At 46.5% G+C, this 24,566-nt stretch carries 28 protein-coding genes; 15 read left to right on the top strand and 13 right to left on the bottom strand.

Annotated elements, in window-relative coordinates; all coding sequences use genetic code 11:
* Nucleotides 1-8 precede the first annotated feature (8 nt).
* From L3Q72_RS19845 to L3Q72_RS19810, 8 genes are all read right to left on the bottom strand, one after another.
* Nucleotides 9-449, bottom strand: a complete 441-nt coding sequence (locus L3Q72_RS19845) for a helix-turn-helix transcriptional regulator (protein WP_275132285.1) — start codon at nt 447-449, stop codon at nt 9-11.
* Nucleotides 446-673 carry a hypothetical protein gene (locus L3Q72_RS19840; protein ID WP_275132284.1) on the bottom strand — a complete coding sequence of 76 codons (228 nt, stop codon included), beginning with the start codon at nt 671-673 and terminating at the stop codon, nt 446-448. Before L3Q72_RS19840 ends, L3Q72_RS19845 begins: the two co-directional genes overlap by 4 nt.
* Nucleotides 670-909 carry a hypothetical protein gene (locus tag L3Q72_RS19835; protein WP_275132283.1) on the bottom strand — a complete coding sequence of 80 codons (240 nt, stop codon included), beginning with the start codon at nt 907-909 and terminating at the stop codon, nt 670-672. Before L3Q72_RS19835 ends, L3Q72_RS19840 begins: the two co-directional genes overlap by 4 nt.
* A complete protein-coding gene (locus tag L3Q72_RS19830) occupies nt 906-1,511 on the bottom strand; it encodes a 3'-5' exonuclease (protein ID WP_275132282.1) in 606 nt (201 codons plus the stop codon). The genes L3Q72_RS19835 and L3Q72_RS19830 overlap by 4 nt, the downstream gene beginning before the upstream one ends.
* Nucleotides 1,508-2,041: a hypothetical protein gene (locus L3Q72_RS19825; protein WP_275132281.1), complete on the bottom strand. Its 534-nt coding sequence runs from the start codon at nt 2,039-2,041 to the stop codon at nt 1,508-1,510. Before L3Q72_RS19825 ends, L3Q72_RS19830 begins: the two co-directional genes overlap by 4 nt.
* A gap of 89 nt (nt 2,042-2,130) precedes the next feature.
* Nucleotides 2,131-2,472: a hypothetical protein gene (locus tag L3Q72_RS19820; protein WP_275132280.1), complete on the bottom strand. Its 342-nt coding sequence runs from the start codon at nt 2,470-2,472 to the stop codon at nt 2,131-2,133.
* A 10-nt stretch (nt 2,473-2,482) separates the two neighbouring features.
* Entirely contained in the window at nt 2,483-3,025 is a 543-nt protein-coding gene (locus tag L3Q72_RS19815) for a phage regulatory CII family protein (RefSeq protein ID WP_275132279.1), read from the bottom strand.
* Nucleotides 3,026-3,149: 124 nt separating this feature from the next.
* Nucleotides 3,150-3,362: a hypothetical protein gene (locus L3Q72_RS19810; protein WP_275132278.1), complete on the bottom strand. Its 213-nt coding sequence runs from the start codon at nt 3,360-3,362 to the stop codon at nt 3,150-3,152.
* A gap of 157 nt (nt 3,363-3,519) precedes the next feature.
* On the opposite strand from L3Q72_RS19810, the gene L3Q72_RS19805 reads away from it, so the two are divergent.
* From L3Q72_RS19805 to L3Q72_RS19795, 3 genes are all read left to right on the top strand, one after another.
* On the top strand, nt 3,520-4,155 hold the full coding sequence (locus L3Q72_RS19805) for a phage repressor protein CI (RefSeq protein ID WP_275132277.1): 636 nt from the start codon (nt 3,520-3,522) through the stop codon (nt 4,153-4,155).
* A gap of 109 nt (nt 4,156-4,264) precedes the next feature.
* Nucleotides 4,265-5,095, top strand: coding sequence for an ion transporter (locus L3Q72_RS19800; RefSeq protein WP_275132276.1), 831 nt, complete (start codon nt 4,265-4,267; stop codon nt 5,093-5,095).
* Nucleotides 5,095-6,123 (top strand): tyrosine-type recombinase/integrase, encoded by a 1,029-nt coding sequence (locus tag L3Q72_RS19795; protein WP_275132275.1) that lies wholly within the window; start codon nt 5,095-5,097, stop codon nt 6,121-6,123. Before L3Q72_RS19800 ends, L3Q72_RS19795 begins: the two co-directional genes overlap by 1 nt.
* Before the next feature lie 98 nt (nt 6,124-6,221).
* Here L3Q72_RS19795 and L3Q72_RS19790 read toward each other — a convergent pair whose 3' ends face one another.
* Nucleotides 6,222-8,084 carry an ABC transporter ATP-binding protein gene (locus L3Q72_RS19790; protein ID WP_275132274.1) on the bottom strand — a complete coding sequence of 621 codons (1,863 nt, stop codon included), beginning with the start codon at nt 8,082-8,084 and terminating at the stop codon, nt 6,222-6,224.
* 654 nt (nt 8,085-8,738) lie between these two features.
* On the opposite strand from L3Q72_RS19790, the gene lpdA reads away from it, so the two are divergent.
* Nucleotides 8,739-10,148: a dihydrolipoyl dehydrogenase gene (gene lpdA / locus L3Q72_RS19785; RefSeq protein WP_275132273.1), complete on the top strand. Its 1,410-nt coding sequence runs from the start codon at nt 8,739-8,741 to the stop codon at nt 10,146-10,148.
* Nucleotides 10,149-10,190: 42 nt separating this feature from the next.
* Here the strand turns inward: lpdA and L3Q72_RS19780 are convergent, their stop codons facing one another.
* Nucleotides 10,191-11,177: a LacI family DNA-binding transcriptional regulator gene (locus L3Q72_RS19780; RefSeq protein ID WP_275132272.1), complete on the bottom strand. Its 987-nt coding sequence runs from the start codon at nt 11,175-11,177 to the stop codon at nt 10,191-10,193.
* Between the two features lie 470 nt (nt 11,178-11,647).
* Here L3Q72_RS19780 and L3Q72_RS19775 point away from each other — a divergent pair, with 470 nt between their 5' ends.
* The 9 genes from L3Q72_RS19775 to L3Q72_RS19735 all read left to right on the top strand — a co-directional run bounded on the left by L3Q72_RS19775 (nt 11,648) and on the right by L3Q72_RS19735 (nt 19,750).
* A complete protein-coding gene (locus L3Q72_RS19775; RefSeq protein WP_275132271.1) occupies nt 11,648-12,736 on the top strand; it encodes an ABC transporter ATP-binding protein in 1,089 nt (362 codons plus the stop codon).
* A 15-nt stretch (nt 12,737-12,751) separates the two neighbouring features.
* On the top strand, nt 12,752-14,032 hold the full coding sequence (locus L3Q72_RS19770) for an extracellular solute-binding protein (RefSeq protein ID WP_275132270.1): 1,281 nt from the start codon (nt 12,752-12,754) through the stop codon (nt 14,030-14,032).
* Nucleotides 14,033-14,037: 5 nt separating this feature from the next.
* Nucleotides 14,038-14,898: a sugar ABC transporter permease gene (locus tag L3Q72_RS19765; RefSeq protein WP_275132269.1), complete on the top strand. Its 861-nt coding sequence runs from the start codon at nt 14,038-14,040 to the stop codon at nt 14,896-14,898.
* Complete coding sequence (locus tag L3Q72_RS19760) at nt 14,895-15,725, top strand: carbohydrate ABC transporter permease (RefSeq protein WP_275132268.1); 831 nt, start codon at nt 14,895-14,897, stop codon at nt 15,723-15,725. The genes L3Q72_RS19765 and L3Q72_RS19760 overlap by 4 nt, the downstream gene beginning before the upstream one ends.
* A gap of 18 nt (nt 15,726-15,743) precedes the next feature.
* Nucleotides 15,744-16,277, top strand: a complete 534-nt coding sequence (locus L3Q72_RS19755; protein ID WP_275132267.1) for an ester cyclase — start codon at nt 15,744-15,746, stop codon at nt 16,275-16,277.
* On the top strand, nt 16,274-17,293 hold the full coding sequence (locus L3Q72_RS19750) for an ester cyclase (RefSeq protein ID WP_275132266.1): 1,020 nt from the start codon (nt 16,274-16,276) through the stop codon (nt 17,291-17,293). The genes L3Q72_RS19755 and L3Q72_RS19750 overlap by 4 nt, the downstream gene beginning before the upstream one ends.
* Before the next feature lie 17 nt (nt 17,294-17,310).
* Complete coding sequence (locus tag L3Q72_RS19745; protein ID WP_275133759.1) at nt 17,311-18,255, top strand: nuclear transport factor 2 family protein; 945 nt, start codon at nt 17,311-17,313, stop codon at nt 18,253-18,255.
* A 16-nt stretch (nt 18,256-18,271) separates the two neighbouring features.
* A complete protein-coding gene (locus L3Q72_RS19740) occupies nt 18,272-19,024 on the top strand; it encodes a sulfite exporter TauE/SafE family protein (RefSeq protein WP_275132265.1) in 753 nt (250 codons plus the stop codon).
* Between the two features lie 195 nt (nt 19,025-19,219).
* Nucleotides 19,220-19,750 carry a hypothetical protein gene (locus L3Q72_RS19735; protein ID WP_275132264.1) on the top strand — a complete coding sequence of 177 codons (531 nt, stop codon included), beginning with the start codon at nt 19,220-19,222 and terminating at the stop codon, nt 19,748-19,750.
* Between the two features lie 72 nt (nt 19,751-19,822).
* Here L3Q72_RS19735 and L3Q72_RS19730 read toward each other — a convergent pair whose 3' ends face one another.
* Nucleotides 19,823-21,010 (bottom strand): MFS transporter, encoded by a 1,188-nt coding sequence (locus L3Q72_RS19730; protein ID WP_275132263.1) that lies wholly within the window; start codon nt 21,008-21,010, stop codon nt 19,823-19,825.
* Between the two features lie 240 nt (nt 21,011-21,250).
* Here L3Q72_RS19730 and L3Q72_RS19725 point away from each other — a divergent pair, with 240 nt between their 5' ends.
* Complete coding sequence (locus L3Q72_RS19725) at nt 21,251-22,132, top strand: LysR family transcriptional regulator (protein WP_275132262.1); 882 nt, start codon at nt 21,251-21,253, stop codon at nt 22,130-22,132.
* Here the strand turns inward: L3Q72_RS19725 and L3Q72_RS19720 are convergent.
* Nucleotides 22,122-22,538 (bottom strand): helix-turn-helix transcriptional regulator, encoded by a 417-nt coding sequence (locus L3Q72_RS19720; RefSeq protein WP_275132261.1) that lies wholly within the window; start codon nt 22,536-22,538, stop codon nt 22,122-22,124. The genes L3Q72_RS19725 and L3Q72_RS19720 overlap by 11 nt on opposite strands.
* Before the next feature lie 102 nt (nt 22,539-22,640).
* Between L3Q72_RS19720 and L3Q72_RS19715 the strand changes: the two genes are divergently transcribed.
* The gene (locus tag L3Q72_RS19715; RefSeq protein ID WP_275132260.1) at nt 22,641-23,549 is read left to right on the top strand and encodes an aldo/keto reductase family oxidoreductase; all 909 of its coding nucleotides are present in this window, start codon (nt 22,641-22,643) and stop codon (nt 23,547-23,549) included.
* Between the two features lie 290 nt (nt 23,550-23,839).
* Here the strand turns inward: L3Q72_RS19715 and L3Q72_RS19710 are convergent, their stop codons facing one another.
* Nucleotides 23,840-24,538 (bottom strand): aspartate/glutamate racemase family protein, encoded by a 699-nt coding sequence (locus tag L3Q72_RS19710; RefSeq protein WP_275132259.1) that lies wholly within the window; start codon nt 24,536-24,538, stop codon nt 23,840-23,842.
* Nucleotides 24,539-24,566 lie beyond the last annotated feature (28 nt).

The following is a 24,566-nucleotide window of genomic DNA, read 5'->3' as shown; positions in this document are numbered from 1 at the left end:
AGTTCCCCCTACGCAGCCTGGAGATTTAGTTCAGCCCACTCAATAGCCTGAGCACGATTCTTAACGTTGAGCTTTTTGTAGATTTTGTATAGGTGAGCTTTAACCGTGTATTCACAGACGCATAGCACATCAGCAATTTCACTATTTGAAGCTCTGGCTCTCAGGGCATTAAGGACGTGAATTTCACGGCGAGTAAGCGTGTTCACACATGTAGCAGGTAAACCCAAAGCGAACCGGGCTTTCTGGATGAATGCATTTAACTCAACTTCATCCTCCAAAAAGTCTTCTGCTGAGCAAACCGTCATGATTTTGGTGTATCCCCAACCCTGATCATCAAACAGTGAAATATGAGTAGTTTTTACCAGAACACCATCCAGGTTGTTCATGTGCCCGTATTCAAGGTGGAGTTTTTCACCGAGTCTATCTACGGTTTTGGTTGTTATTTTCATACGGCCTCCAGTTCCTGAGTAGTGACAATAAGATACCCACCCTTAAACTGACCTTTAGAGATCACGCCGTTGTGTAGGTGAGTACAATTCAGAGATTGGCAGGCCTGAGTTATGGCCTCATCCATTGATTCGAAATCGCCAAGCAATTCGTTGGCGACTTCCTGAGTTTCTTCATGGCGGATAACTCCGCCATCGGGACAAAGACGGACGGCGGAATACATCATGCAGTCATCCCCAACGCCATGCGCCAGCTGTCAGACATACGATCAGGAAAACGAATCCCTGTAACTTCCGTTGTCGCAGGCTGATTTTTCTTTTTGAGTTTACGAGTAACTGGCCTTACAGCATCTTCGTAACTCCAGCCCTTACTTAGTCTGGTTTGTAGCGTGTTTTGGTTTAAGTTATACGCCTTTGCGATTGCAGCAACTCCAATCAAGCCGTTGTATTCATGTTTGATCATGCTTCTGCTAGCTCCTCAGTATTTAAAATACGAATTGGCTGAGCTGCTGCGACCAACGCCTGCCATATATACGAAACGTACTTAGCCTGAAACATTGCATCATCCAGTGCAGAGTGGTGGGTACCTTCACGGGTAAGGGTTGTTTTAGGGTCGATAGTCAGAATGGAGCGGCCCATCTCAACGATGGTTCTTACATCACGGTCATTCCAGTGGGAGATATGAGGACGAATACGAACTGCTTTAAAAGCGTTATTCAGGATCACGTTATCGAAGCCGCTACCGTTACCCCAAACCTGAATTTCTTTTGACTCGCCTAAATCAGCAAACCACTGGTTTAGTTCTAACAGTGCATCTTTCAGTGAAGACTTCTTGGTATCACGTTGGAATATCGCTCGTGCTTCTTCACTTTGTGTTAACCACCAAGTGACGGTTGAAGCGTCTATATCGCTGTAATAAGCAGAGCTGTTTAGGTTTACAACTTCCTCAAAATCAGCACCTAGTTCACCCGTAAAAGGGTTAAATACCACCGCACCAATAGAAACAATCGCTGCATTGCTGCCGTTACCCATGGTTTCAAGATCTAACATTACATGTATGCTCATGCTGCCACCTCGCCTTCCTGCTCTTGCTTATCGCGGGCTTCAGCAATCAGATCAATCAGTTTGTCTTCAACCATCAAGAGGTTATCCAGCGCTGAACCATGGGTATCTGCAAACTCATCATTCAGTCGGATACGTTCTAAAAGCAGAGGGGAATGCCTCTCACTAAAGCGAACCTCAGGCTCTACAAGCTCATGAACTTCTACTTCAAACCACTGAACATGTGCGGTGTACTGGACAGCAATTTCCAATACATCTCTATTCATCAGTGCCAGACTCATCAGAGTGTTCATCACCTCTATCTCCTGACGCTGACGAATCTGCTCTTCGGTCTCTTCAACGGCCTGAACAACATCTTCTGCAAAGCTTCCTTCCGGTAGCTGGACTGGCTTACCGATCAGTGAGCTCATAGCAAAGGCAATCTTGCGCTGACTGGCTAGTGTATGGTCGTGAACTTCACGGACTTTATCCAGGCATTGCTCTGCCTTTTCGAAATAGGCTTTTGCCTGCTCTAAGTTGGTTTTAGTTTCCATATTTATGCTCCTACACATGAATTCAGGATGTAAAAAACCGCCCCCTTTCGAGGGCGTGACCAAAGAGGTCAATACAACGTCATTGGGATTTAGTGGGTACTGCTGAACTGGTAATGACGCAGCTTGCGAACATCACCAAACTTACGGTCAAACTTGATAACGACATCTTTCAGGTAATGCATACCTTTGCGGATTTTGTGCAGTTCCAGATCAGTAAAATCATCAAAAGAACGCTGAAAATCCTTGGGGGACAAACCGCCTGCAATCAGGATCAGGCCGCGGGTTTTATCTGGTTGCGAGTCATAAAACTTCTTAATAGCCTTGCGTGTTGCACTGCCGTCAAACAGAGAACGCATTGCCTGAATGCTATCTGCTGCGCTGGGTGTGGTTTCTTGTATTTGATTATCTAATTGCCTTGCCAACTGAGTCATAATTATCCCCTTAGGAAATGCCTGGAATAGATGCACCATTGGCGAGAAAATCCAAACCCATACCTAATAATGGAGTTGCGCCAGACGTGCGGTTTTCGATATCGTTGATAAGAAGCACAAGGTTGCCTAACGCGGCCTGTGCCTTCGCCAGAGTTTTACGTTTCTGGCTTCGCGGTAAATTCTTCGTAGTGCACATATCCAGTGCACCGACAGAGAGCTCTCCAGAGTAAGAACTATTTAAGAGAACCCTCTCTAAAAGGTCTTTTTCGTCACCCTTTTCAGGGATTGGTACCGTCACAACGCCCAGATCAGCAAATAACGCATTAAGAATGGTGAAATCCCCAGACGCTTTACATAAAAGTGCCAAATCAATCGGGTCTAACTTATGCGGTTGCGCTGGGTTTAACTTGTTGCGCAGCATAGTTCCGCTTTTGATGCCAATCAGGGGAGCGAGTTTTTCCATGTTGTGGTTGAGTGCGAAATCACAACAAACAGCATCGTAAGATTGCTGTTTGAGCTCGCGCAATTCGCACATTGAGTCATTTTTATCCATACGCAATACTCAATCTCATACATTAAACAATCATCAGAAAGACACTGACGGCTATCAGAGCAACAGACTCAATATAGAAACGGAAATGCTTTCTGAATCGGCGAAAAGGACGAAGACGCATGATTTATCCCAGAATCTCAAGAGCTTCACGCGCAGCCATTTCGTGCATGGCATACATGTTCAGCAGAGGTTTTTCACGGGTCTTTTCTTTCTTTTTGACGATGTAGATACCATCGGCAACCTTTTGCTTAATGGTGCCGATGGGCTCACCAGAAAGGCGAGAGAATTCGTCATACCTCATAAAGGGCACTAGAGGCGGTGTATTAAATGAAAACATAGTGTTATGCTCCCTCGCTAGGATTTATTTCTTCGGACTTCTTAGGCTTTGGTCGGCTTGAAGTTCGTCTACAGGAAAGATATTAGATCGACAAAAGTGTTTTATCAAGACATAAATGGCGATCTATATCGCTTTTTATTTATGCAGGTGAATAAAAGTGGAAAAGACGCCCCCCTTTGATTACTTAAAAGGTGAAGAGTTTACGGAAAGACTCAAAGAGCTTACTGGGATGAAAACATTTTTGGAGATGTCGGACACGTTTGGAATCCCTAAGGCTACTTTTAGCGCATGGCGGCTCCATGATCGTACATCTCATGAGCTTATGGTTCGCCTTCATCTAGCTCATGGAATTCCTATTGAAGAGATGGCTTTATCAAAAGAGGATAGGGCGAAAGTATTCATTTCCCACAGTTCTAAAGATAAAGATGCAGTAGTTGCACTAGAACAAGCTAGTAAAGAACAGAGTTGTCGCGTTCAAAGTTTTAAATTAGATAATGGAAAGCTTGTTTCTAAGGAAGCATTGGTTTTTGACCTGACTCTACTTAACGATCAGGGCGTTCGCAGTCCGATGGCTATCACCACTGAAGACTTTACCGCTATCATCGATAAAGAAATTAACCAAGCAGTAAGCGGTACTTATCTGATAGATATGGACGGTTTGCTGTCTTTAAACGAAATCCAAAGACTACCAGGCAAGCAGCTGGCTATCGCGTTTAATAATTCCACTCTTACTGTGGATGAGTTAAGTGTAAAGGTTGTTGGTAAGGTAGTTTTGGATATCAATAAAAAATAATAACTACGATTTAAACCTCTTCGCTTGAGCCAAACGTCAATGCGTACCTGCACTGAAATAATTAGTGCGGGTAGGCTGAGTTTTATCCTAAATAATTGAGGTAATAACGTTGAATCAAGCAACAAAGCGAACAAATGAACCGATGAAGAACACTGACGGTGATGCAGTCGGGCCATTTCAGATCTTTACTCTGTTCCTATCGGTTTATGTGTTGTTAGCACTATTTGTCCAACTTGCTGTGGACCTACCTAAAGACATAAACGAAATATTGAATAAAGCGGATAATTTTATCTGTTTATTCTTCCTGGCTGACTTTTTTATCCGGTTAAAGCACGCCAAAAGCAAACGCCAGTTTATGAAATGGGGCTGGATAGATTTGCTATCCAGTATACCTATGGTTGATGTGCTTCGATATGGTCGTATTGTCAGAGTAGTACGCGTTCTCAGGCTACTTCGGGCTGTTCGCTCAACTAAAGTGATTATTTCATTCGTCTTCAAGAAAAGAATGGAAGGTACCTTTGCACTTGTCTCTCTGGTATCCATCATTCTTACTATCTTCGGTGCTATTGCAATTCTGTTACTGGAAAAGGGTGTTGATGGTGCGAATATCAATTCCGCTAGTGATGCCCTTTGGTGGGCATTCGTGACAATTACTACTGTGGGTTATGGTGATTATTTCCCAGTGACCTACGAAGGTAGGATCATAGCATCCATTCTTATGACGGCGGGTGTTGGGCTATTTGGTACTTTTACCGGGTTTGTCGCTTCTTGGTTCCTTGAAGAGGATGAAGAAGACCGCAGTAAACATATCATCACTAATCTAAAAGATGAGGTTGAAGAACTACGAAACGAAGTCCAGAAACTGCAAGAGTTGCGAACCGATATACAACTGCTACAGAAGTTGGTGGAAGAAAGCAATAACGAAAAGGGTAGTCGATAATGTCTATCCGAAATCTCAAAGACGGTTCTAAACTGCCATGGCTATGCGAATGCTACCCAAATGGCCGCAGTGGCAAGCGAGTAAGAAAACGCTTTGCTACCAAGGGTGAAGCTGTAGCCTTCGAACGTTATTTAATGAAAGAGATTGATGATAAACCTTGGTTAGGTGCTAAACCAGATCATCGCAGGCTTTCAGAACTGCTTGAGCGTTGGTGGGTTATTCATGGAAAGACAGTTAAAACCGGCAGTAATACTTACGTAGTTCTTAAGAAAACGGTAGAGATGTTGGGAAATCCAATTGCTTCGTTATTTACCACACAGGACTATCTGAACTACCGGGCTAACCGGGTTAGTCATCACCCAACCAGGAAAGATATCGTGATCTCTCCGGCCACTCATAATATTGAGTTGAAAACATTTAGGGCTATGTTCAACACACTCATTAAATATGGTGAATGGAAGCAGCCAAATCCAGTTGCTGGTATCGAGCTTATCAAAGCTTCTGAACGTGAACTGGCTTATCTTACTAAAGATAAAATTAAGCCGTTCTTGAAAAAGGTTGCAGCGGACAATAGTCCGAAAGCAGAGCAGATACTGATAGCCTGCAAAATATGCCTGGCAACTGGTGCGCGGGTAGGGGAGGCGTTAGCCCTTAAACGAAGCCATATCACTTCAAAGAAACTAACTTTTACTGATACCAAAGGTAAGAGAAACAGAAGCGTTCCTATATCCAAAGCACTGCATGATGAAATACTGAATGTGGCTGTGTCTGGTCATGCTGTTTTTAATGTCCGGTATTATGCTGCATGGCAATGCGTAAAACGTGCACTACCTGAGTTCTTACCATCGGGGCAGGCAACTCATATTTTACGTCATACATTTGCAAGTCATTTTATGATGAATGGTGGCGATATTCTGGTTCTTCAACGAATCTTAGGCCATAGCAAAATTGAACAGACAATGGCTTACGCACACTTTGCTCCTGAACATCTTATCCAGGCAGTAGAGCTGAATCCTCTAGAAAACTAACCATGATCAATGGCGACAAAGTGGCGACAAAGCTCGGTTTTACTCGGTTTTTGTCGCCTTTATTCGGCTTTTTTGAAAAACTGAAAATTAAAAAGTACTTATAAAACAGGCTTTTGTGTTTCTTCTGTCTCCTCGGATATAAAACCTCCCGTCTGATGCGCCCACAACTGCGCATAAATACCGTCGCCCTTAATCAGTTCCTGATGAGTACCTTCTTCCACTACCTGGCCTTTGTCCAGAACAATCAGTCTGTCCATAGCGGCGATAGTTGATAAGCGGTGCGCGATGGCGATTACGGTTTTACCTTCCATCAGTTCATACAGACTTTCCTGAATGGCGGCTTCTACTTCTGAGTCCAGGGCTGAAGTGGCTTCATCAAGGATCAGAAGCGGGGCATCTTTTAGCAGAACGCGGGAAATAGCGATACGCTGGCGTTGGCCTCCGGAAAGTTTCACGCCGCGCTCACCTACCTGAGCGTCGTAGCCAATGTTGCCGTGTGGGTCAGACAGGGTTTCAATAAACTCGTGAGCCTGAGCTTGTCTGGTGGCTTTCAGGAGTTCTTCCTCCGTTGCATCCGGCTTGCCGTACAGGATGTTTTCACGGATAGAGCGGTGCAGCAGGGAAGTATCCTGCGTTACCATGCCTATCTTGCTTCTCAGGGAGTCCTGAGTAACGTCGGAAATCACCTGCCCGTCAATTTTCACCTGTCCGCCTTCTACGTCATGAAATCTAAGCAGAAGGTTGACCAGCGTCGACTTACCAGCCCCTGAACGGCCGACCAGACCGACTTTTTCACCTGGCTTAATCTTCAGGTTCAGGTTGCTGAGCACACCTTTCTCTTTTTCTCCGTAATGGAAGCTGACGTTATCGAACTCGATAGCGCCCTGATCAACCACAATTGGTTTAGCGTCAGGTTTGTCTTCAATGCTGACTGGTTTGGACAGGGTCGATATACCGTCAACAACCGTACCCATATTTTCAAACAGGCCGCCAACTTCCCACATGATCCATTTGGACATACCGTTAAGTCGCAGCGCCAGGCTGACTGCGATTGCAATAGCGCCGACAGTAATCAGGCTATCCATCCAAAGGAAAATCGAAATACCGGCGATACTAAATACCAGCAGGTAGTTAGCAATTTCTACACTGATATTAAAACCGGTGACCAGCCTCATCTGGCGGTGTACGGTTTTTAAAAACTCGTTCATTCCCTCTTCGGCATACTCGGTTTCGCGCTTACTGTGGGAGAAGAGTTTTACCGTGGCGATATTGGTATAACTGTCCACGATACGCCCGGTCATCATGGAGCGAGCCTCTGCCTGCTCAGATGAAACCTGCTTTAATTTAGGAACAAAGTAAATCTGGATACCCACATAAGCAAATAGCCAGATAAGCATAGGGGCCATTAATCGCCAGTCTGCCTGCGCCAGCATGACAATGATTGCAGTGAAGTAAACACTTACATACACAAAAACGTCCAGCATCTTCATCACAGTTTCACGAACCGCCAGTGATGTCTGCATCACCTTGGTAGCGACACGTCCGGCAAAGTCATCCTGATAAAAAGAGAGGCTCTGTTTCAGCAGGTATCGGTGTGCCATCCAGCGGACAGACATCGGATAGTTACCCAGAAGACTCTGGTGAATTGTCAGCGAGTAGATGGTGATCAAAACCGGCATAACAACCAGCAGAAGGATGCCGTATCCCCACAATGTTGAGCTGTTTTCCGCAAAGAAGGTTTTTGGATCACTGGTCGATAACAGATCGACAATTTGCCCCATAAAACCAAAAAGTGCCACTTCAACAATGGCGGCGATAGTGGCGACTACCGCCATCACAAGCAAAGGAATTTCAAACCCTTTGGTGTAGTGACGACAGAAGGCATAAATCCCTTTTGGAGGCTGAGTAGGCTCCTGATCCGGGAAGGCTTTGGTAAAGCCTTCAAATAACTTAAATAACATAGTTCGATCCTGACTCTGTCTGTCCCCGGATTAATATTATTCTTATCACCTGCACTGAAAGAAGTGACGGAGGTTGCGAGAGAAGTGAGATGGGACAGATATGGGGTAAACACTAGCGTAATCTTCTCAAAAAAGACATAGCTCGAAACAGAAAATATCCATGGGTTATTTGCCCACAATCACTAATGGCTTCAGTTGCACTTCCAGGTAGCCGTAAAACGCAGAGAGTATGTGCCAGATTAGGCGTCATTTTTCAGCTGTACTATTGAGATGGATTTTATTACGTTTCCAATAGGAAATATCGCTTTGTGAGTTAGTGTGATTGCATGAAATTACAGTAAAGGGTTAAGGCGATGTTGGTGCGAATGAGCTATTTTGGTGCGTCGTTTAATGTCACAATGACATTAAGTTTCCAATAGGAAACTTTCTCTTGATCGTGCAATGGCTGATAAGTATAGTGAAGCGAAATAGTCCGTTAATTGCTCATATTATCTGGTTCACTGTGCTGAATCAGATAAAGAGTAGTGGTATCCACTCAAGGATTAAATGGAATCTTGGCATCACCACTATGGTCACTTCGGGCATAAGGCTGGGGACTCCAGTGCGGTGGAGCAAAGCGTAAAGCAACAGGTCCGCAATAATACGGAGAATTTAATGAAAGAAAATATCAATGTCGATCTGGCTATCCTGGGTGGTGGGCCGGGAGGTTATACCGCCGCTTTTCGTGCAGCAGATCTGGGATTATCAGTTTGTCTTATTGAGAAACGAAATACACTGGGGGGCGTTTGTGTCAACGTCGGCTGTATTCCTTCCAAGACCCTGTTGCATGGTGCCGCGATCCTTGAAGAGGCCCGTGAAGCGGCAGAGATGGGGATCAGTTTTGCTCAGCCTGGTGTTGATCTGAATAAGTTGCGTGACTACAAAAATAACACCATCAGTAACCTGACCGGCGGACTGGACAGCTTGTGTAAAGCTCGCAAAATTATCCGGGTGAATGGGCAGGGATTTTTCCAGGACCAGAATACACTGCGAATTGAAGGAACGAACGGTCAGCTTGTCACCTTTAATCACGCAATAATAGCAACCGGATCCAGGCCAGTTTCACTGCCAATAGCTCCGCAAGATCCGCGTATCTGGAACTCAACCGATGCTTTAGCACTTAACCGTGTACCAGAGAAAATGCTTATTGTCGGAGGCGGGATCATCGGGCTTGAGATGGCTCAGGTCTATTCCGCGCTCGGTTCAGAGATCACTATTGTTGAGGCTCTGGATCAGATTATTCCTTCGGCAGATAAGGATGTGGTTCAGCCGTTGGTGAAAAAGCTAAAAAAAGAGTACCGCATTTTCACCAGAACCTCGGTAACAGAGATGCTTTCAACAGAAGAAGGGGTCAAGGTTGCGATGGAAGGGAAAAAAGCGCCTGATCCTGAAATTTATGATGCTGTGCTGGTGGCGGTTGGACGCAGGCCAAATACGCTTGAGATCGGTCTGGAGGAGCTGGGTATTGAAACCGATGACAAAGGATTGATTCCGGTAAATGATCAGATGCAGACTAAGCTTGCGAACATATTTGCTATCGGTGATATCGTAGCTGGTCCTATGCTGGCACACAAAGCCAGCCATGAAGCGAAAATCGCAGCAGAGGTCATATCCGGGCATGAGGCGGGCTTTGGTTCGCCGGCGATTCCTTCAGTTGCCTATACCAGTCCGGAGATCGCCTGGGTTGGCTTGACAGAGAAAGAGGCGAAAGCAGCCGGAGTTGTTTACGACACGGGTAAGGTGCCGTGGATAGTGAGCGGACGGGCACAAAGTGCGGGTGCTTCTAACGGAGTGACTAAGCTGCTGTTCGACAAGGAGAGCGGAAAAGTACTGGGCGCTGGAATTTGCGGAGCAAATGCCGGTGAACTTATCCATGAAGTTGCTGTAGCCATTGAAACGGGGGCCACAGCGAAGGATATTGCTAATACAATTCACGCACATCCGACGCTGGCAGAAACGATAGCCTTTGGTGCCGAGTTGGTTGAAGGCTCTGTTACGGATATGCTTCCTCAGCGCAGAAGGTAAGCGCTAACGTCAGGGGGGAACCTACCCCCTGACTATCTTCTTTTATGCAGTATCCCGCACAATCAGCTCACCAGTGTAATAGTGGTATTGCATATCTGCCGGCGTCTCAAGTTCTATCCTGTGAAGTAGCTGGTCTATCGCTTCGTCGATAAGCTGTTCCAATGGTTGACGGTAACTGGTTAGTTGGAATGTAGGCCATGCGGCCATAGGAATATCATCCACACCGATAACGGCGGGCTGCTGTTTTAAAGCGAGTCCGCGCATTCCTTCCAGAAGGCCGATAGCAATAATATCGTTGGCGCAGAATACCGCATCAATATCTTTGTAGTAATCCGTCAGTTTAGCTGCAGTATCTAGGCCAGACTGAAAAGAGAAGGTGCCGGGAATATAAAGTGGCGGTATGGTTCCGTGATGAAGAAGGCGGTCCCGGAAGCCTTCCCACCTTTGCTCGTTAACCATGCTGCCTTTGTCTCCGGCCAGATAAGCAATTCGCTGGCAGCCGGTTTCTGTTAGGTAATCTGCGATCTGTTCACCGGCTAGCCGGTTATCGGTACAGAAGCAGCTTGCTTCTGTGCCGTTCAGGTATTGGTTGATAAAGGTCAGTTGAATACCGTAATCCAGGCATTTCTCCAGCAACCCGTTTTTAATCCGGCTGGTGGCGATAATCAGTCCGTCCACCTGATACTCTATGGCTTTATTTACCGCAGTATTCATATTGTGGTTATCTGCCATACAGAGCACAGGTTGTCCTCCTTTCGCCTGAATGGTGTAGGAGAGTTTACGGATCATCTCATCATAAATGGGATTCGTTTCACTGTCGGTCACTATTGCAACCAGTCCTGAGCGCTTTGAGGTCAGGCTTCGGGCCATAGCGTTGGGGGTATAGCCCAGTTTCTGCGCCCCTTCAATCACCAGCTTTCTTTTCTTATCAGAAATGCTGGCATTGGGATTAAAAGCCCTTGAAACCATGGACTGGGATACACCCAGCATGCGGGCTACATCTGTCGAAGTGATCTTTCCTTGTCGCATTATTATTCCGTTAAGCGTTTTCTTTGTATCTGCAGGTATATAGCAAGAGTAGTACCAGACGCGGATTTTCTTACCGGCTGGGCTGTTTGGTGCGCTGAACATAAAAAAGTGGTCAATCTTGCATCAATTCGGAACAAGTACGCTTTCATCTGGTGCACGCAAATAAATTTTTGCATACGTATGCAAAACGGAGTCTCTCAGCTTAATGTTTTGGCTCAGCTTGCAGTTCGTAACTGATTGATTTATTGCTACAACTGTACCTGTTTAGTCGCTCTAACTCTAAATTGGTATGCAACTTGCTCTTAGGCTTGTAGAGGGTTTGCTTTTGTTTTGCATGCGAATGCAAAAGCCAGAGGCGGCGTATATCGATGAAGTGACACCGAATCGTATGACTTGTTTTGATACCCGGTCCGGAGTGTTTCTGAGTCAGTTCATGGATGAGTAATTTGCGAAATGTAGAGGGAGCACACATGGCATCAATATTATTACGCAATATTGATAAGACCTGGGGTAGCACAAAGGTTATTGAAGACCTAAATCTGGAAATTAAAGACAAAGAGTTTCTGGTACTGCTCGGGCCTTCAGGCTGCGGAAAAACCACCACAATGAGAATGATCGCGGGTCTGGATACCCCGACAGAAGGTGATGTGGAGATAGACGGGAGCCGGGTGAATGATACACACCCAAGAGATCGGGATATCGCTATGGTATTCCAGAACTACGGCCTGTACCCGCAAAAAACAGTATATGGAAATATCGCCTTTCCACTTCAAATGAAGAAGGTGGAGAAGGACGAATTGCATGCACGGGTGATTAAAGCGGCTAAACGTGTAGAGCTGGATCATCTGCTTGAGCGCAAGCCGTCACAACTTTCCGGTGGTCAGAGACAACGTGTCGCGCTTGCCCGTGCAATTGTGCGTGAGCCAAGCCTGTTTCTGATGGATGAACCTTTATCTAATCTTGACGCTAAACTTCGTGTTTCCATGCGTGCTCTGCTGAAAAACCTGCACCATGAATTTCAGCGTACCACAGTTTATGTTACCCACGACCAGATTGAAGCTATGACTCTGGCTGACCGGGTTGCAGTACTTTATCAGGGGAAGATCCAGCAACTGGACACGCCAAAGAATATCTATAACAACCCGCGCAACCTGTTTGTGGCTGGTTTTATCGGCTCACCGTCGATGAACTTTATTGAGGGCTCGGTAAATCATGGCAAGTTCAGCAGCCAGAACTGCAAGGTAAAGGGGCTGGGCAACGTTTCTAATGCCATGGTGACTTTAGGGGTTCGTCCGGAAGATATTGAAGTGTGTCCGCTGGATGATGCGAACCTGACCGGGAAAGTCTACTCCATAGAAATGACCGGGGAATCAACACTGATCACTCTGGAGGTGAACGGAAATCTGGTGGTGGCCCGTGCAGATAAAAATTATGAAGCAGAGATCGGTGACCCCATTGGATTCAAGTTCAACCTGGAACACACCTATCTGTTTAACACGAAATCGGAGCAGCGAATTGACTTTATGCTTGCTCCTGAGCTGGCTGAATTAACAGCTTAACATTTAAGGGACTAAATGATGAAAAAGCAATTTCTGGCAATGATTACTTCTCTGGCGTTTGTTGGCGGTGCTGCAGCCAATTGTGACCTTTCTGGTGTAGAGGCCAAAGGTGAACTTTCACTGCTTTCCAACAGCTATCCGGTACTTAAATACTTCTCTGACAAGATGGCTGAGTGTGAATCTGATTCACTAAAGGTGAAGAACAAACTGGTTAGTGGCAGTGCAGTACAGGAGCAGGCTCGTATTATTCTTTCCAGCCGCCGTGGTAACTCGCCTTATGATCTGATCCAGGTCTCAGCAAGCAGTTTCCATGAGTTCCAGGCTAAAGAGCAGCTTCAGCCTATTACGGATCTGGTAAAAAAATACTGGGATGAATATAAGCTAAGCGACATTCCAAAGGAAGTGTGGGATCTGGCAACCGTAGATGGTGAAATCTATGCGGTTCCCCTGCAAATGAACATGCAACAGTTCTTCTATCGTCAGGACATTCTGGATAAGTACTCGCTGAGTGTGCCAAAGACCTATGCCGATGTATTAGCAAATGCAGAAAAACTGCAGGAAGCAGGATTTAAGTATCCTATTTCCCAGGCGATGGGTAAGGGCTGGAATCTGGCGACAGAGTTTACCAATATCTATTTGTCACTGGGTGGTGAGTACTTTGATGCGCAAGGCAAGCCCCTGTTTAACAGCGAGAAAGGTGTGAAGGCTGCTGAAATTCTGAAGTCACTGCTTTCGTACATGTCTCCTAATGCGCTTTCTATGTCAAATGACCTTGTGATGGTGAATTTCCAGCAGGAAAAAGCCGTGATGGGTAATGTGTGGGCAACCCGTGCCGCAGAGATGGACAATGCTGAAGTCTCAAAGGTTGTGGGCAAAATTCAATATGCCGCTGCACCTGCTGCTACCAGTGCTGTCAGCATTCCTTCAACCAGTATTTTCTGGGATGGCTACGTAATGCCTAAGCGCGTTGAAGAAGACCGTGAACTTATTTTCAAAGTGCTGATGGAAATGCTGAAAAAAGACTCTATGAAGGGCGCGAGTCACTTGGCATTTTTGACCCGTGATTCAGCAAGTTCTGTAGAGGGTGAAAAGTACCGTTATCTGGATGCGATGCGCACTATGGTTGCTAATGGTGCGAAGGCGTTCCCGAGTCAGCCATACTTTACTCTGGCACATAATGAGATTGGCAGTAAGCTTCCGGATGCGCTTAGAGGTAAGAAGGAAATCAAGCTTGTGCTGAATGATGCTGCTAAAGCGTATTACAAAGAAGCGCAGGCACAGGGCTTCCTGGAGTAAGGCTTATGATGAAGTTACGAAGCTTTCTGGCTTTCTCTGGTCCCTCCATCTTTTCAATGGTGCTGCTGATGACAGCACCACTGATTATGACCATTTATCTCTCTATGTACCGGTTTAACTTTAAAGGGAATCTGCGTTGGGTTGGGCTGGACAACTATATTGATATTCTTACGGATCCTGAGTTCTGGCTGGCATTTGAATTTACCTTTGTTTATACCATTACCGTTACTCTGAGTGTGCTGGTGTTCGGCTTTCTTATTGCCCTGGCGCTTAACCGGTTAAAGGGCAGGATCCGCGCCTTCTTTATGGCTGCCACTCTGCTGCCGTTTGTGGTGACACCTGTGGTGGGGACGCTGATCTTCTCCTGGCTGTTTCAGGATTTTGGCTACCTTACCTATCTGCTTAATCTGATGGGTATTGAGATTTACTGGTTCAGCGACACACTGGAGTCCCGCACCCTGATTATTCTTTACGGGATCTGGCAGGTAACGCCTTTCGCCGCCATTGTCTTCTTTGCCGGGCTGCAGGCTATTCCGCAGGATACGCTGGAATCGTCTCTGCTTGATGGAGCCCATAGCTGGGACCAAATCAAACATGTGGTGGTTCCTGCGATACAGCCACTAATCTTGTTTGTTTCCATGATCTGCATTATGGATGCGTACCGCCTGTTTGATGCGGTGGCAATTATGACCGGTGGACTGAATAACACTGAAACCCTGATGTACTACAACTACCGGGTCGGTATTGTTCAGGATGCGGTAGCCAAGGGAAGTGCGGTCTCCGTTCTGACCATGATTGGGATCTTTATCTTTCTGATCCCGTTTTTATACATGACTTATAAAGAGCAGAAGGGGATTCGCCAATGATTGCACGACTGCTGAGGGAAAAAACGATATTTGTTTACGCTGCGCTGCTGGTCTGGCTGGTGTACTGCACTTTCCCGTTCTTCTGGACCATTATGACCTCCATTAAGAATCCGGTAGACGCTTTTTCAACACCGCCGGTCTGGACTTTTGAGCCTACAGCAGCGAACTACGCAGCACTGTGGCTGGATTTTGGTTTCAGTACCTTTCTGTGGAACTCGGTTATCGTGACGGCTGGCGTGGTGGTGATTTCACTCTCCATCGGTTGCCTTGCCGGTTATGCGCTGGCTCGTTATCCGGGCAAGCTGGGTTTCTGGCTGCTGATGGTGGCGCTGGTCTTCCGTTCGTTACCTCATACGGTATTTCTGATCCCATACTATGAATTTACCCGTATGGTCGGATTGTACGATACCCATATCGTATTGATTATGATTCTGGTAGCGATTAACCAGCCATTCACCATCTGGATGATGCGCTCCTTCTTCATGAATATTCCGAAGGAACTGGAAGAGTCGGCCATGATGGATGGCTGCAATCAGTTCCAATCATTTATCAAGGCAATTGTTCCGGTGATGTGGCCGGGCATTATTACCACAGGATTGTTTACTTTCCTGTTGGCTTACAACGAATTTCTTATCCCGCTGACCCTGACGGCAACCAATGCCTCAACCATGCCGGTAGCCATCTCACAGTTTGGTGCCGATGACATCAAGTACTGGTCGATGAGTGCCGCAGGAGCAGTCTCTATCACGTTGCCGATTGTGGCGCTGATTGTGGTCTTCCAGAAACGCATCGTATCCGGGTTAGTCGCGGGTGCAGTGAAGGGATAATTTTTTACAGGAGTTACTATGAATCGTCCGGAACAGGCAATTTTAACTAAGGACAATGATCTGTCGAAAACTGATGAAACCTTAACAGTGATCGACTCAATGGTGGATGGCCTTAATGACCATGATATTGAAAATATGGGCCGCTTCTTTGCTGATTCATTCCGCTGGATGGGTAATGCAGGTTGTGGGTTTAAAAATGGTCTTAAGGAGTTTCAGGAGCACTGGCAAAGGCCATTTCAGGCCGCATTTTCAGATAAGGTTTGCATCGATGAGGCCCGCCTGACTCAGGGTCAGTGGTGTGCGGCATTTGGTCGTCAGGAAGCGATTCACTCTGGTCCGTTTATGGGCATTGAGCCGACGGGAAAGAAGGTGACTATCCGTTATATGGATTTCTGGAAAGTGGTGGACGGCAAAATCGTGGATAATTATGTCACAGTGGATTTTCCAAGCATTATGATGCAGTTAGGCGTTGACCCGTTCGGTGGACACGGTTGGGAGAAAATGGACAGTGAGCAGGGGCCTCTGATGCACACCGAAGAGGTGATGAAATGAGTGTTCACGAATCAAACCGGGAGTTGATTCGCCGTCTGAATACTGCGATGTACGACTTTGAATCAGATACAGTCCGCGCTCTGGTTGAAGAGTTGTTTGCGCCGGATGCCACTATTCATCTGGCCTATCCTTTTGAAACGCTTTCTTGTGTCTCTGCATTATGGGATGAGGTGTATGCGCTGTTAAGTAATGCGATGCCGGATCTGGAAAAGCGTACTTATATCACCATGGCAGGCAGTGCTAATGGTGCCGATTGGGTTGGTTGCGCTGGTTATTACACAGGTGGCTTTATGTATAGTTGGCTGGATATCCCTCCAACCGGCCATCAGGTCTCCATGCGTTTTCATGAGTTCTACAAGATAGAGAACGGTCGTATTACCGAAATGCAGGCATTATGGGATATTCCTGAGCTGATGATGCAGGCGAACGCCTGGCCTATGGCTCCGAGCCTTGGCCGTGAATGGAACCCGCCGGCCCCGGCAACCTGTGACGGCAATATTACCCGGAGCTACAACAGTGAGACCGCGCAGCAGAGCCTGACTCTGGTTGAAGATATGCTTACCGGCCTGTCACGATTTGCAGAAGGCGGTGTTGAGGCGATGGAGCTGGAGAAACGCTGGCACCCAAGATGTAGCTGGTATGGCCCTTCCGGAATAGGCACCTGCCGGGGGATAAGCGGTTTCCGGAACTGGCATCAGATCCCCTTCTTAAAGGCGATGCCAAACCGCAGAACCATTGAAGATAACGGTTATCTGTTTGCGGATCAGAACTATGTTGCCTTTACCGGCTGGCCGGGTATGGCAATGACACTTTCTAACGACGGCTGGCTGGGTATTGCGCCATCTGATAAGGAAATTACTCTGAGAAGTCTGGACTTCTGGCGCTGTGAAAAGGGAATGATTCGTGAAAACTGGGTGCTGGTGGACATTCTTCACGCCTATGCCCAGCTTGGAGTGGATGTTCTTGCCCGTATGCGTGAGCTGAACAAGGCCCGCTATCGTCAGTTTGAGAAGTAGTAAGGAAAAGAGAAATGATGAAAGGATTCGATGAAAAGTGGAAAGATTTCCCCGATTATATTCTGGGGATCACGAAAGAGATCTGGGAAGACCGCCAGTTGCATACTCTTCACCGTTACTACGCTGATGATGTTATTGTCCGCACTCCGCTGACCTTTGCCACAGGTAATAAAGGAGTGATAAACAGTACCATGGAGGTGCTGGCAGAGTTCCCTGACCGTACTCTGTTTGGCGAGGATGTGATCTGGTCTGGCGATGATGAAACCGGCCTGTACTCTTCGCACCGTATTATTTCTACGGCGACTCACAGAGAGACCAAAAAGAAGGTCTTTTTCCGCATTATAGCGGACTGTCATGCACTGAATAATCAGATTGATGATGAGTGGCTGATTCGTGACCACGGTGCTATTGCCAAACATTTGGGGATGACGCCCAAAGAGCAGGCGATCAAGGTTATCGATGAGTCCGGTGGACCGGCAAACTGCCCGTTCCCTTTTACGCCTGAAAAAGATGTTCAGGGGCCCTATTCGGGGGTCGGCAACGATAATGAGTGGGGTATGAAGTATCAGTCCATTCTTGAGCGGATAATGCAGGCTGAATTCTCAGTTATTCCACAAGAGTATGACCGTGCTTGTATTGCCGAGTATCCGAGTGGCGCTCAGGCTTGCTCACATGCAGAGATAGATGATTTCTGGATGCGGCTAAGATCGGCTTTTCCTAATGCTGAATTTAAGATTCACCACCGGATTGGCAGGGATGATGACATGATGTCACCGCGCGCTGCAATCCGCTGGTCTTTGGAAGGAAAGCATGAAGGCTACGGGCATTTTGGTGCACCGACCGGTGCCAAGGTCTACATTATGGGCGCATCTCACGCCGAGTTCGGGCCGTGGGGGCTTCGCCGCGAGTATGTTCTTTTTGATGAAGTTGCAGTCTGGAAGCAGATCCTGCTGGGTTCCTAGTTGTTAAGCAAACCTTATGATTACAGATCCGTTTTTCTATCTGACGGCAGTTCCTGCCGTCCTTATTTATGGCATTGGTAAAGGTGGGCTGGGTGGCGCGCTTGGCATTATCGCCGTTCCTCTGATGGCCTTAACAACCTCTCCCATAGAAGCAGCGGCTATTTTGCTTCCACTGCTTTTCTTTATGGATATTATTGCCATCTGGCATCATGCCAGAAATTGTGATTATCAGCAGTTGATGGTCATGCTTCCGTCGGCTGTGGTCGGGATTATGGTTGCAGGCTATTTTCTTAGTGTGACTCCGGAATATGGTCTGGAGATCCTTATCGGTGTCTTGTCCATTTTATTCAGTTTGCAATATGTATTGTCTAATAAGCCGAAAAGTGCGCCGGGCAAGAAGCAGGGGTATTTCTGGAGCCTGCTTAGCGGATTCTCCAGTACCACAATTCATGCAGGAGGCGGGCCAATCAGTATTTACCTCTTGCCTCAGGGGTTGGGGAAAATGCAGGTAATTGGCACTATGGCTGTGCTGTTTGGTGCGATGAATTTTTTCAAGCTGATCCCCTATATCTGGCTGGGAAAGATGAATATGACTAACCTTTCTACTTCCCTGGCACTGTTTCCGGTTGCGCCGGTTGGTGTCATGCTGGGAGTGTGGATGTTAAACCGGGTCAGTCAGAAAAAACTTTATCAGATCTGTTACTTTTTTCTATTTGTGTCCGGAATTAAATTACTCTGGGATGGTGTGCAGGAGATGCCGGTGTTCTAGCTTGACCGGGTACCCGCGTTCGGTTGTGCGATAGCCTGCCATTTATTCAGGCTTAGTTTAAATATTCCGTCGTTACATTTGATAAGACATAAAATAGGAGACTAGTTTCACTAAAAGACCATCTTTATCTATACTTCGTTCTGTATGTTGGTGTAAATTTGTACAATCAGACTTTTAAGGAGTGCTAACCAGAGAATGCAGACAGAAGAATTAACAGAGAACATCAAAGAGTTATCCAGATTGATCTATAGAAGTAATCCTATACTGGTTTACTCTGATATCCTTTTAAATCATTCGCTTAAAGATGATTTGGGTGGTAACAGAAGAGTGGCGCTTATAGTCGTTAATCCAACCAAAGGTTTATACCTGCCAATAGAAATCGCGAAAAGTAGTGGTAGCGCGCGCTGGAAGGTGTCTTCTAAACAAGGTGGTACGTTAAAAGCTCAGTTTGGTATGGTTCTGAAGGTGACAGCACGGCAAATTAAGGATGAGCCGGACACTGTTGTTGCTGAGGTTAATAGGTTGCTGCAGTTACAAAGCTCTAGCATGCTCGCTGAACGGGTCAAAGAAAGTAAGCGCAACGGCTCTTCTTCCGGGACAGTGCGTAATGCCATTACTAATAAAGTTGTAATGACTAATGACGTTGAACAACTTAAAAAAGATATCTATGAGCCGCCAACAGAAGAAGGCTTGATAAAGCGGATTACCCGGAAAATAAGACGATAAATCTGCGTTGGATTTAAAGAAAAGAGATTGCCTTTCGGGACAATCTCTTTCTTGTTTTTAAGGAATTGTGTATTACCAGCTCATTGCCGGAGCAGCGGCAGGAGCGCGGTTATCCAATTTTGCACTCAGGCGGGTCAGGAGCAGAGCAACGAACACGACTACCGCGCCAATCCATGGTGTGTGCATCAGGCCGGCCCGCTCGACAACCATGCCGCCACCCCATGAGCCCAGAGCGATGCCGATATTAAATGCCGCGATATTCAGGCCAGAAGCAACGTCCACAGCATCTGGTGCATACTTTTCAGCAAGTTTTACCACATAAACCTGCAGCCCCGGTACGTTACCGAAAGCAAAGGCACCCCAGATCAGAATCGTGGCGACTGCGGTGAATCTGTTTACTGCGGTGACGTTAAATATCAGCAGAATGACAGCCAGAGCCAGGAAGATATAAGTCAGCGCTTTAGTCGGCCCCATTGTGTCGGCCATTTTGCCGCCCCAGATATTACCCACGGCCACAGATACACCGTAAACAAGCATAATCAGACCGATAGCACTGGACTCAAAGCCGGTTACATTTTCTAAAATCGGAGCCAGATAAGTAAATGCGGTAAAGGTGCCGCCGTAACCAAGTGCTGTGATGGCATAAACCAGCAGCAGACGAGGCTTTGTCAGAACCTTAAGCTGAGATGAAAGCTTTGTTGCAGGTGGTTGCTTAAGGTTACCCGGAACCAGAATAGCGCTGCCAATAAGTGCAATCAGACCCAGTAGAGCAACAATCAGGAAGGTAGCCTGCCAGCCAAATGACTGACCAATCCAGGTACCCAGAGGCACACCTGTTACCAGTGCAACGGTCAGGCCGGTAAACATAATAGCGATAGCACTTGCTGCTTTATCTTTCGCAACCAGTCCGGTGGCAATAGTGGATCCGATAGAAAAGAACACACCGTGAGCCAGGCCGGTCAGAATACGGGCCGTGACCAGTGTACTGTATCCCGGAGCCTGCCAGGCCAGCAGGTTACCCAGTACAAAAAGCGCCATTACGGCAAGAAGTACGGTTTTACGTTTCCAGTTTCCTGTTAGTGCAGTTAATACCGGCGCGCCCACTGCCACACCCAGGGCGTAAAGGCTGACCAGCAAACCTGCCGATGGCAGTGATACATTAAGATCTGCAGCCATGGTCGGGATCAGGCCGACAATAACAAATTCTGTAGTACCGATGGCAAAGGCGCTGAGCGTCAGCGCAAATAATGCAATAGGCATAATATCCTCTCAAAATACATATAGTTCGTTTTGGTTCGGAGGCTATTATTCATAAATCTGAAAAGGCAAAAATGGCCGTTTCGACAAATGATTTTTGCAGAAAATAGTACTCAGCTGACTTTGTATATTTTTGCGTTTTCTACAATAATCTTTTGTAAATTCGGTGCTATTTTTGTCGTTTGAGTTAATGTTATCATCGGTTGCCCACCGTCTGTTTTATCTGTTTTTAAGGAGCCCGTAATGCTGACTCGATCTGATGAACTGGAAATTCTTGTCGCTGTGGTCGACCACGGCAGTTTCTCTGCTGCGGCAGAGGCTCTGAATATTCAGGTGGCTAAAGTGTCCCGGGTAATCAGTAAAATAGAGCAGAAGTTAGGTGTCACTTTGCTAAACAGAACCACAAGACGCCTTCAGTTAACCGAAGAAGGGCACTACTTTGTAAACGCTGCACGAAAATTTCTTCTGGAGATTGAGCAGACTGAAGAGTCTCTGCTTTCTTTGGGAGATGCGCCAAAGGGCAAGTTAAGAATTGATGCCGCCAGCCCGTTTATCATTCACCAGCTTGTCCCGCTGGTAGAGAAATTCAAACAGGAATATCCGCAAATTACGTTGGATCTTTCTTCCCATGAAGGGTTTATTGATCTGCTGGAGAATAAAACCGATATCGCCATCAGAATCGGAAAATTGTCTGACTCAACGCTGTATGTAAGAAACCTGGGTCATAGCCCGCTTCATATCGTTGCATCTCCTGCATATCTGGCAAAACATGGTGTGCCTAAAAAGCTGGAAGATTTGAAGGAGCACAAGCTAATCGGATTTACTGGTCCTAAAGTTCTAAATCAATGGGGCCTTAAGGGGGGGGAATATATAGAAGCTTCAATATCAGCAAGTAATGGTGAAGCAGTTCGCCATCTGGCTTTGTCTGGTATTGGTATTGCCTGCCTGTCTAACTTTATGGTGCATGAAGATATCGCGCAGGGTACGCTGGTTCCTCTTCTGGCTACTGAAAAAGTCACCATGCCCGAGCGTGAACAGGTTAATGCGGTTTACTATAAATCATCTGCTGTTGCTTGCAGGGTGTCGGTATTTATTGAGTTTCTGAAAAAGCACCTTACTTTGTGACAGCCTTATTTTCCCGGGGATGCCGGCTTAAAAACGCTGCCATTCCCGGCTTATCCAGGTAGCCGTCCGGCTTTTTATGTGCTCTCAGGTACTGATATCCGGAGATAATCAGTCGGTTTTGCTCACGCTCTTTTTCCGACATAAGCTGGCCGGTCACCTCTTCATACGCCATTTGCAGCGCTTCCATATCCACCACTTCGGCCTGTCGGTAGAGATAGCCGCAACCTGTTGCCAGCCATTCCAGGGAGCAGTTTGCTTTCATTGCGATCTGGTTTGCTTTTGACAGGCTTGGTTCGCTGCCTTTGAGATATTTGCGGATTAAACCTTCGCTCATGTCTACCCGGCGGGCAAATCCGCTGATGCTCTCTTCCCCGATCAGCGACTTTAATCTCTCAGCAAAACTCATAAATTCGTACTCTGGTTCGAAATTAGCTTTTTTACCATTGAGGGCCTTCTGAAACAAGCATAGGATTGTTGCACCAGATAATAACAATGGGGGAGAAGTAAAATGGTAGATAAAGTATTAATAGCGCCGAAGGGGCCGGAGTTTTCTGAGCTTATTCAGGGCTACTGGAGAATGGCAGAGTGGGGAATGACGCCGCAGGAGCGACTGACTTTTCTGAAACAGCATATTGAACTGGGCATCTCAACGGTGGATCATGCCGATATTTATGGTAACTACGAGTGTGAGAAGCTATTTGGTGAAGCTCTGGCGCTGGATAAATCTGTGCGTGAGCAGATTGAGATAGTGACAAAGTGCGATATCAAACTCTGCTCCGATAAGTTTCCTGAGCGCAAAGTGAATCATTACGATACCAGTAAGCAGCACATCATTGAGTCGGTTGATAACTCACTGGCGCGATTAAATATAGAGAATATCGATCTGTTGCTGATTCACCGCCCTGATGTTTTGATGGATGCAGATGAGGTGGCAGAAGCCTTTGCAGAGCTAAAGCAGGCTGGCAAAGTGAACCATTTCGGTGTTTCGAACTTCTCAGCTCGCCAGTTTGAACTGTTGCAGTCTCGTCTGGATACTCCTCTGGTGACCAATCAGGTGGAGATTAATCCGCTTAATTTCGAAGTGGCCCATGATGGCACTTTAGATCTCCTGCAAACGCTAAGAGTTCGCCCTATGGCTTGGTCTTGTCTGGCTGGTGGCGCGATATTTTCTGGTGATGGTGAGCAGCATCAGCGTGTGCGTAATGAGCTGGAAGCCATAAAAACAGAAGTTGGTGCAGAGTCCATTGATCAGGTGATTTACGCCTGGGTAAAACGTCTGCCGTCTAAGCCTTTGCCAATTATCGGTTCAGGTAAAATTGAGCGAGTGGAAACGGCAATCAGGGCGCTTGATATCGAACTGACCAGAGAGCAGTGGTTCCGTGTGTGGGTTGCTTCGAAAGGTCACGGGGTGCCGTAGAATTATTGCAATATCAACAATATTGTATTGAGGTTTCTGATATTTATCGCAAGGCTCTGGCACTTTACCATTTCAGCAACTAATTACTGAAGTGGGTAAAAGTTTCATGAGTGTAATGAGCTTAGTTTTTTGTCTGATCCTTGTATGTGCTGTAATTGCGCTTTTGAACTATCGCTCTGTAAAGAGCGATAGTTCTTTTTCATGGGAGTGGGAAAGCTCAGATGACGAGTATGTCAGAGCTCTTTTTGGGCCTGACAAATAACCTATTTAAACAGAAATAATGCTAATGTTTAATCTTGCTTAGTTGCCAGACGAACAGCGGCTTGTGCATGAATTGCCGTTGTATCAAATAGCGCTACATCGGTATGTTGCTGCTGAACAAGCAGGGCGATTTCAGTACAGCCAAGAATCACCGCACCAGCACCCTGATCTCTCAGTTTGTCGATTATCTGCGTATAGGCTGTTCTGGAGTCGTCTTTGATTTCTCCCCGGCATAGCTCCTGGTAAATGATGTTATGCACTCTGGTTCTGTCATCCTCATCAGGAACAACGACGTCAATCCCGTACTTGTTTGTCAGGCGCCCTTTATAGAAGTCCTGCTCCATCGTAAATTTGGTACCCAGCAGGCCGACTTTCCTGATTCCGTTTTCAAGCAGTTTTTCAGCGGTGGCATCCGCAATGTGCAATATGGGAATATTGATTTTGGTTTCAATTTCAGGAGCGACTTTGTGCATGGTGTTGGTGCAGATTAACAGAAAGTCCGCACCACCTTTTTCGACTGAAGCAGCTGCATCAGACAGAATTTCCGCAGTCTCATCCCACTTCCCCTGATGTTGCAGCTTTTCAATTTCCTCAAAGTTTACGCTATACATGCAGATCTTTGCTGAGTTCAGGCCGCCAAGGCTCTCTTTTACCCCTTCGTTGATTGATTTGTAGTAACTGAGAGTGGACTCCCAGCTCATGCCACCCAGTAAGCCGATCGTTTTCATTTAATGCCCTTTTACTTCGAATTGAATT

Source organism: Vibrio sp. JC009 (assembly GCF_029016485.1).
Taxonomy (GTDB): Bacteria; Pseudomonadota; Gammaproteobacteria; order Enterobacterales; family Vibrionaceae; genus Vibrio.
The sequence above is the reverse complement of the archived record's forward strand: the minus strand, read 5'-3'. Positions and strand labels throughout refer to the sequence as shown.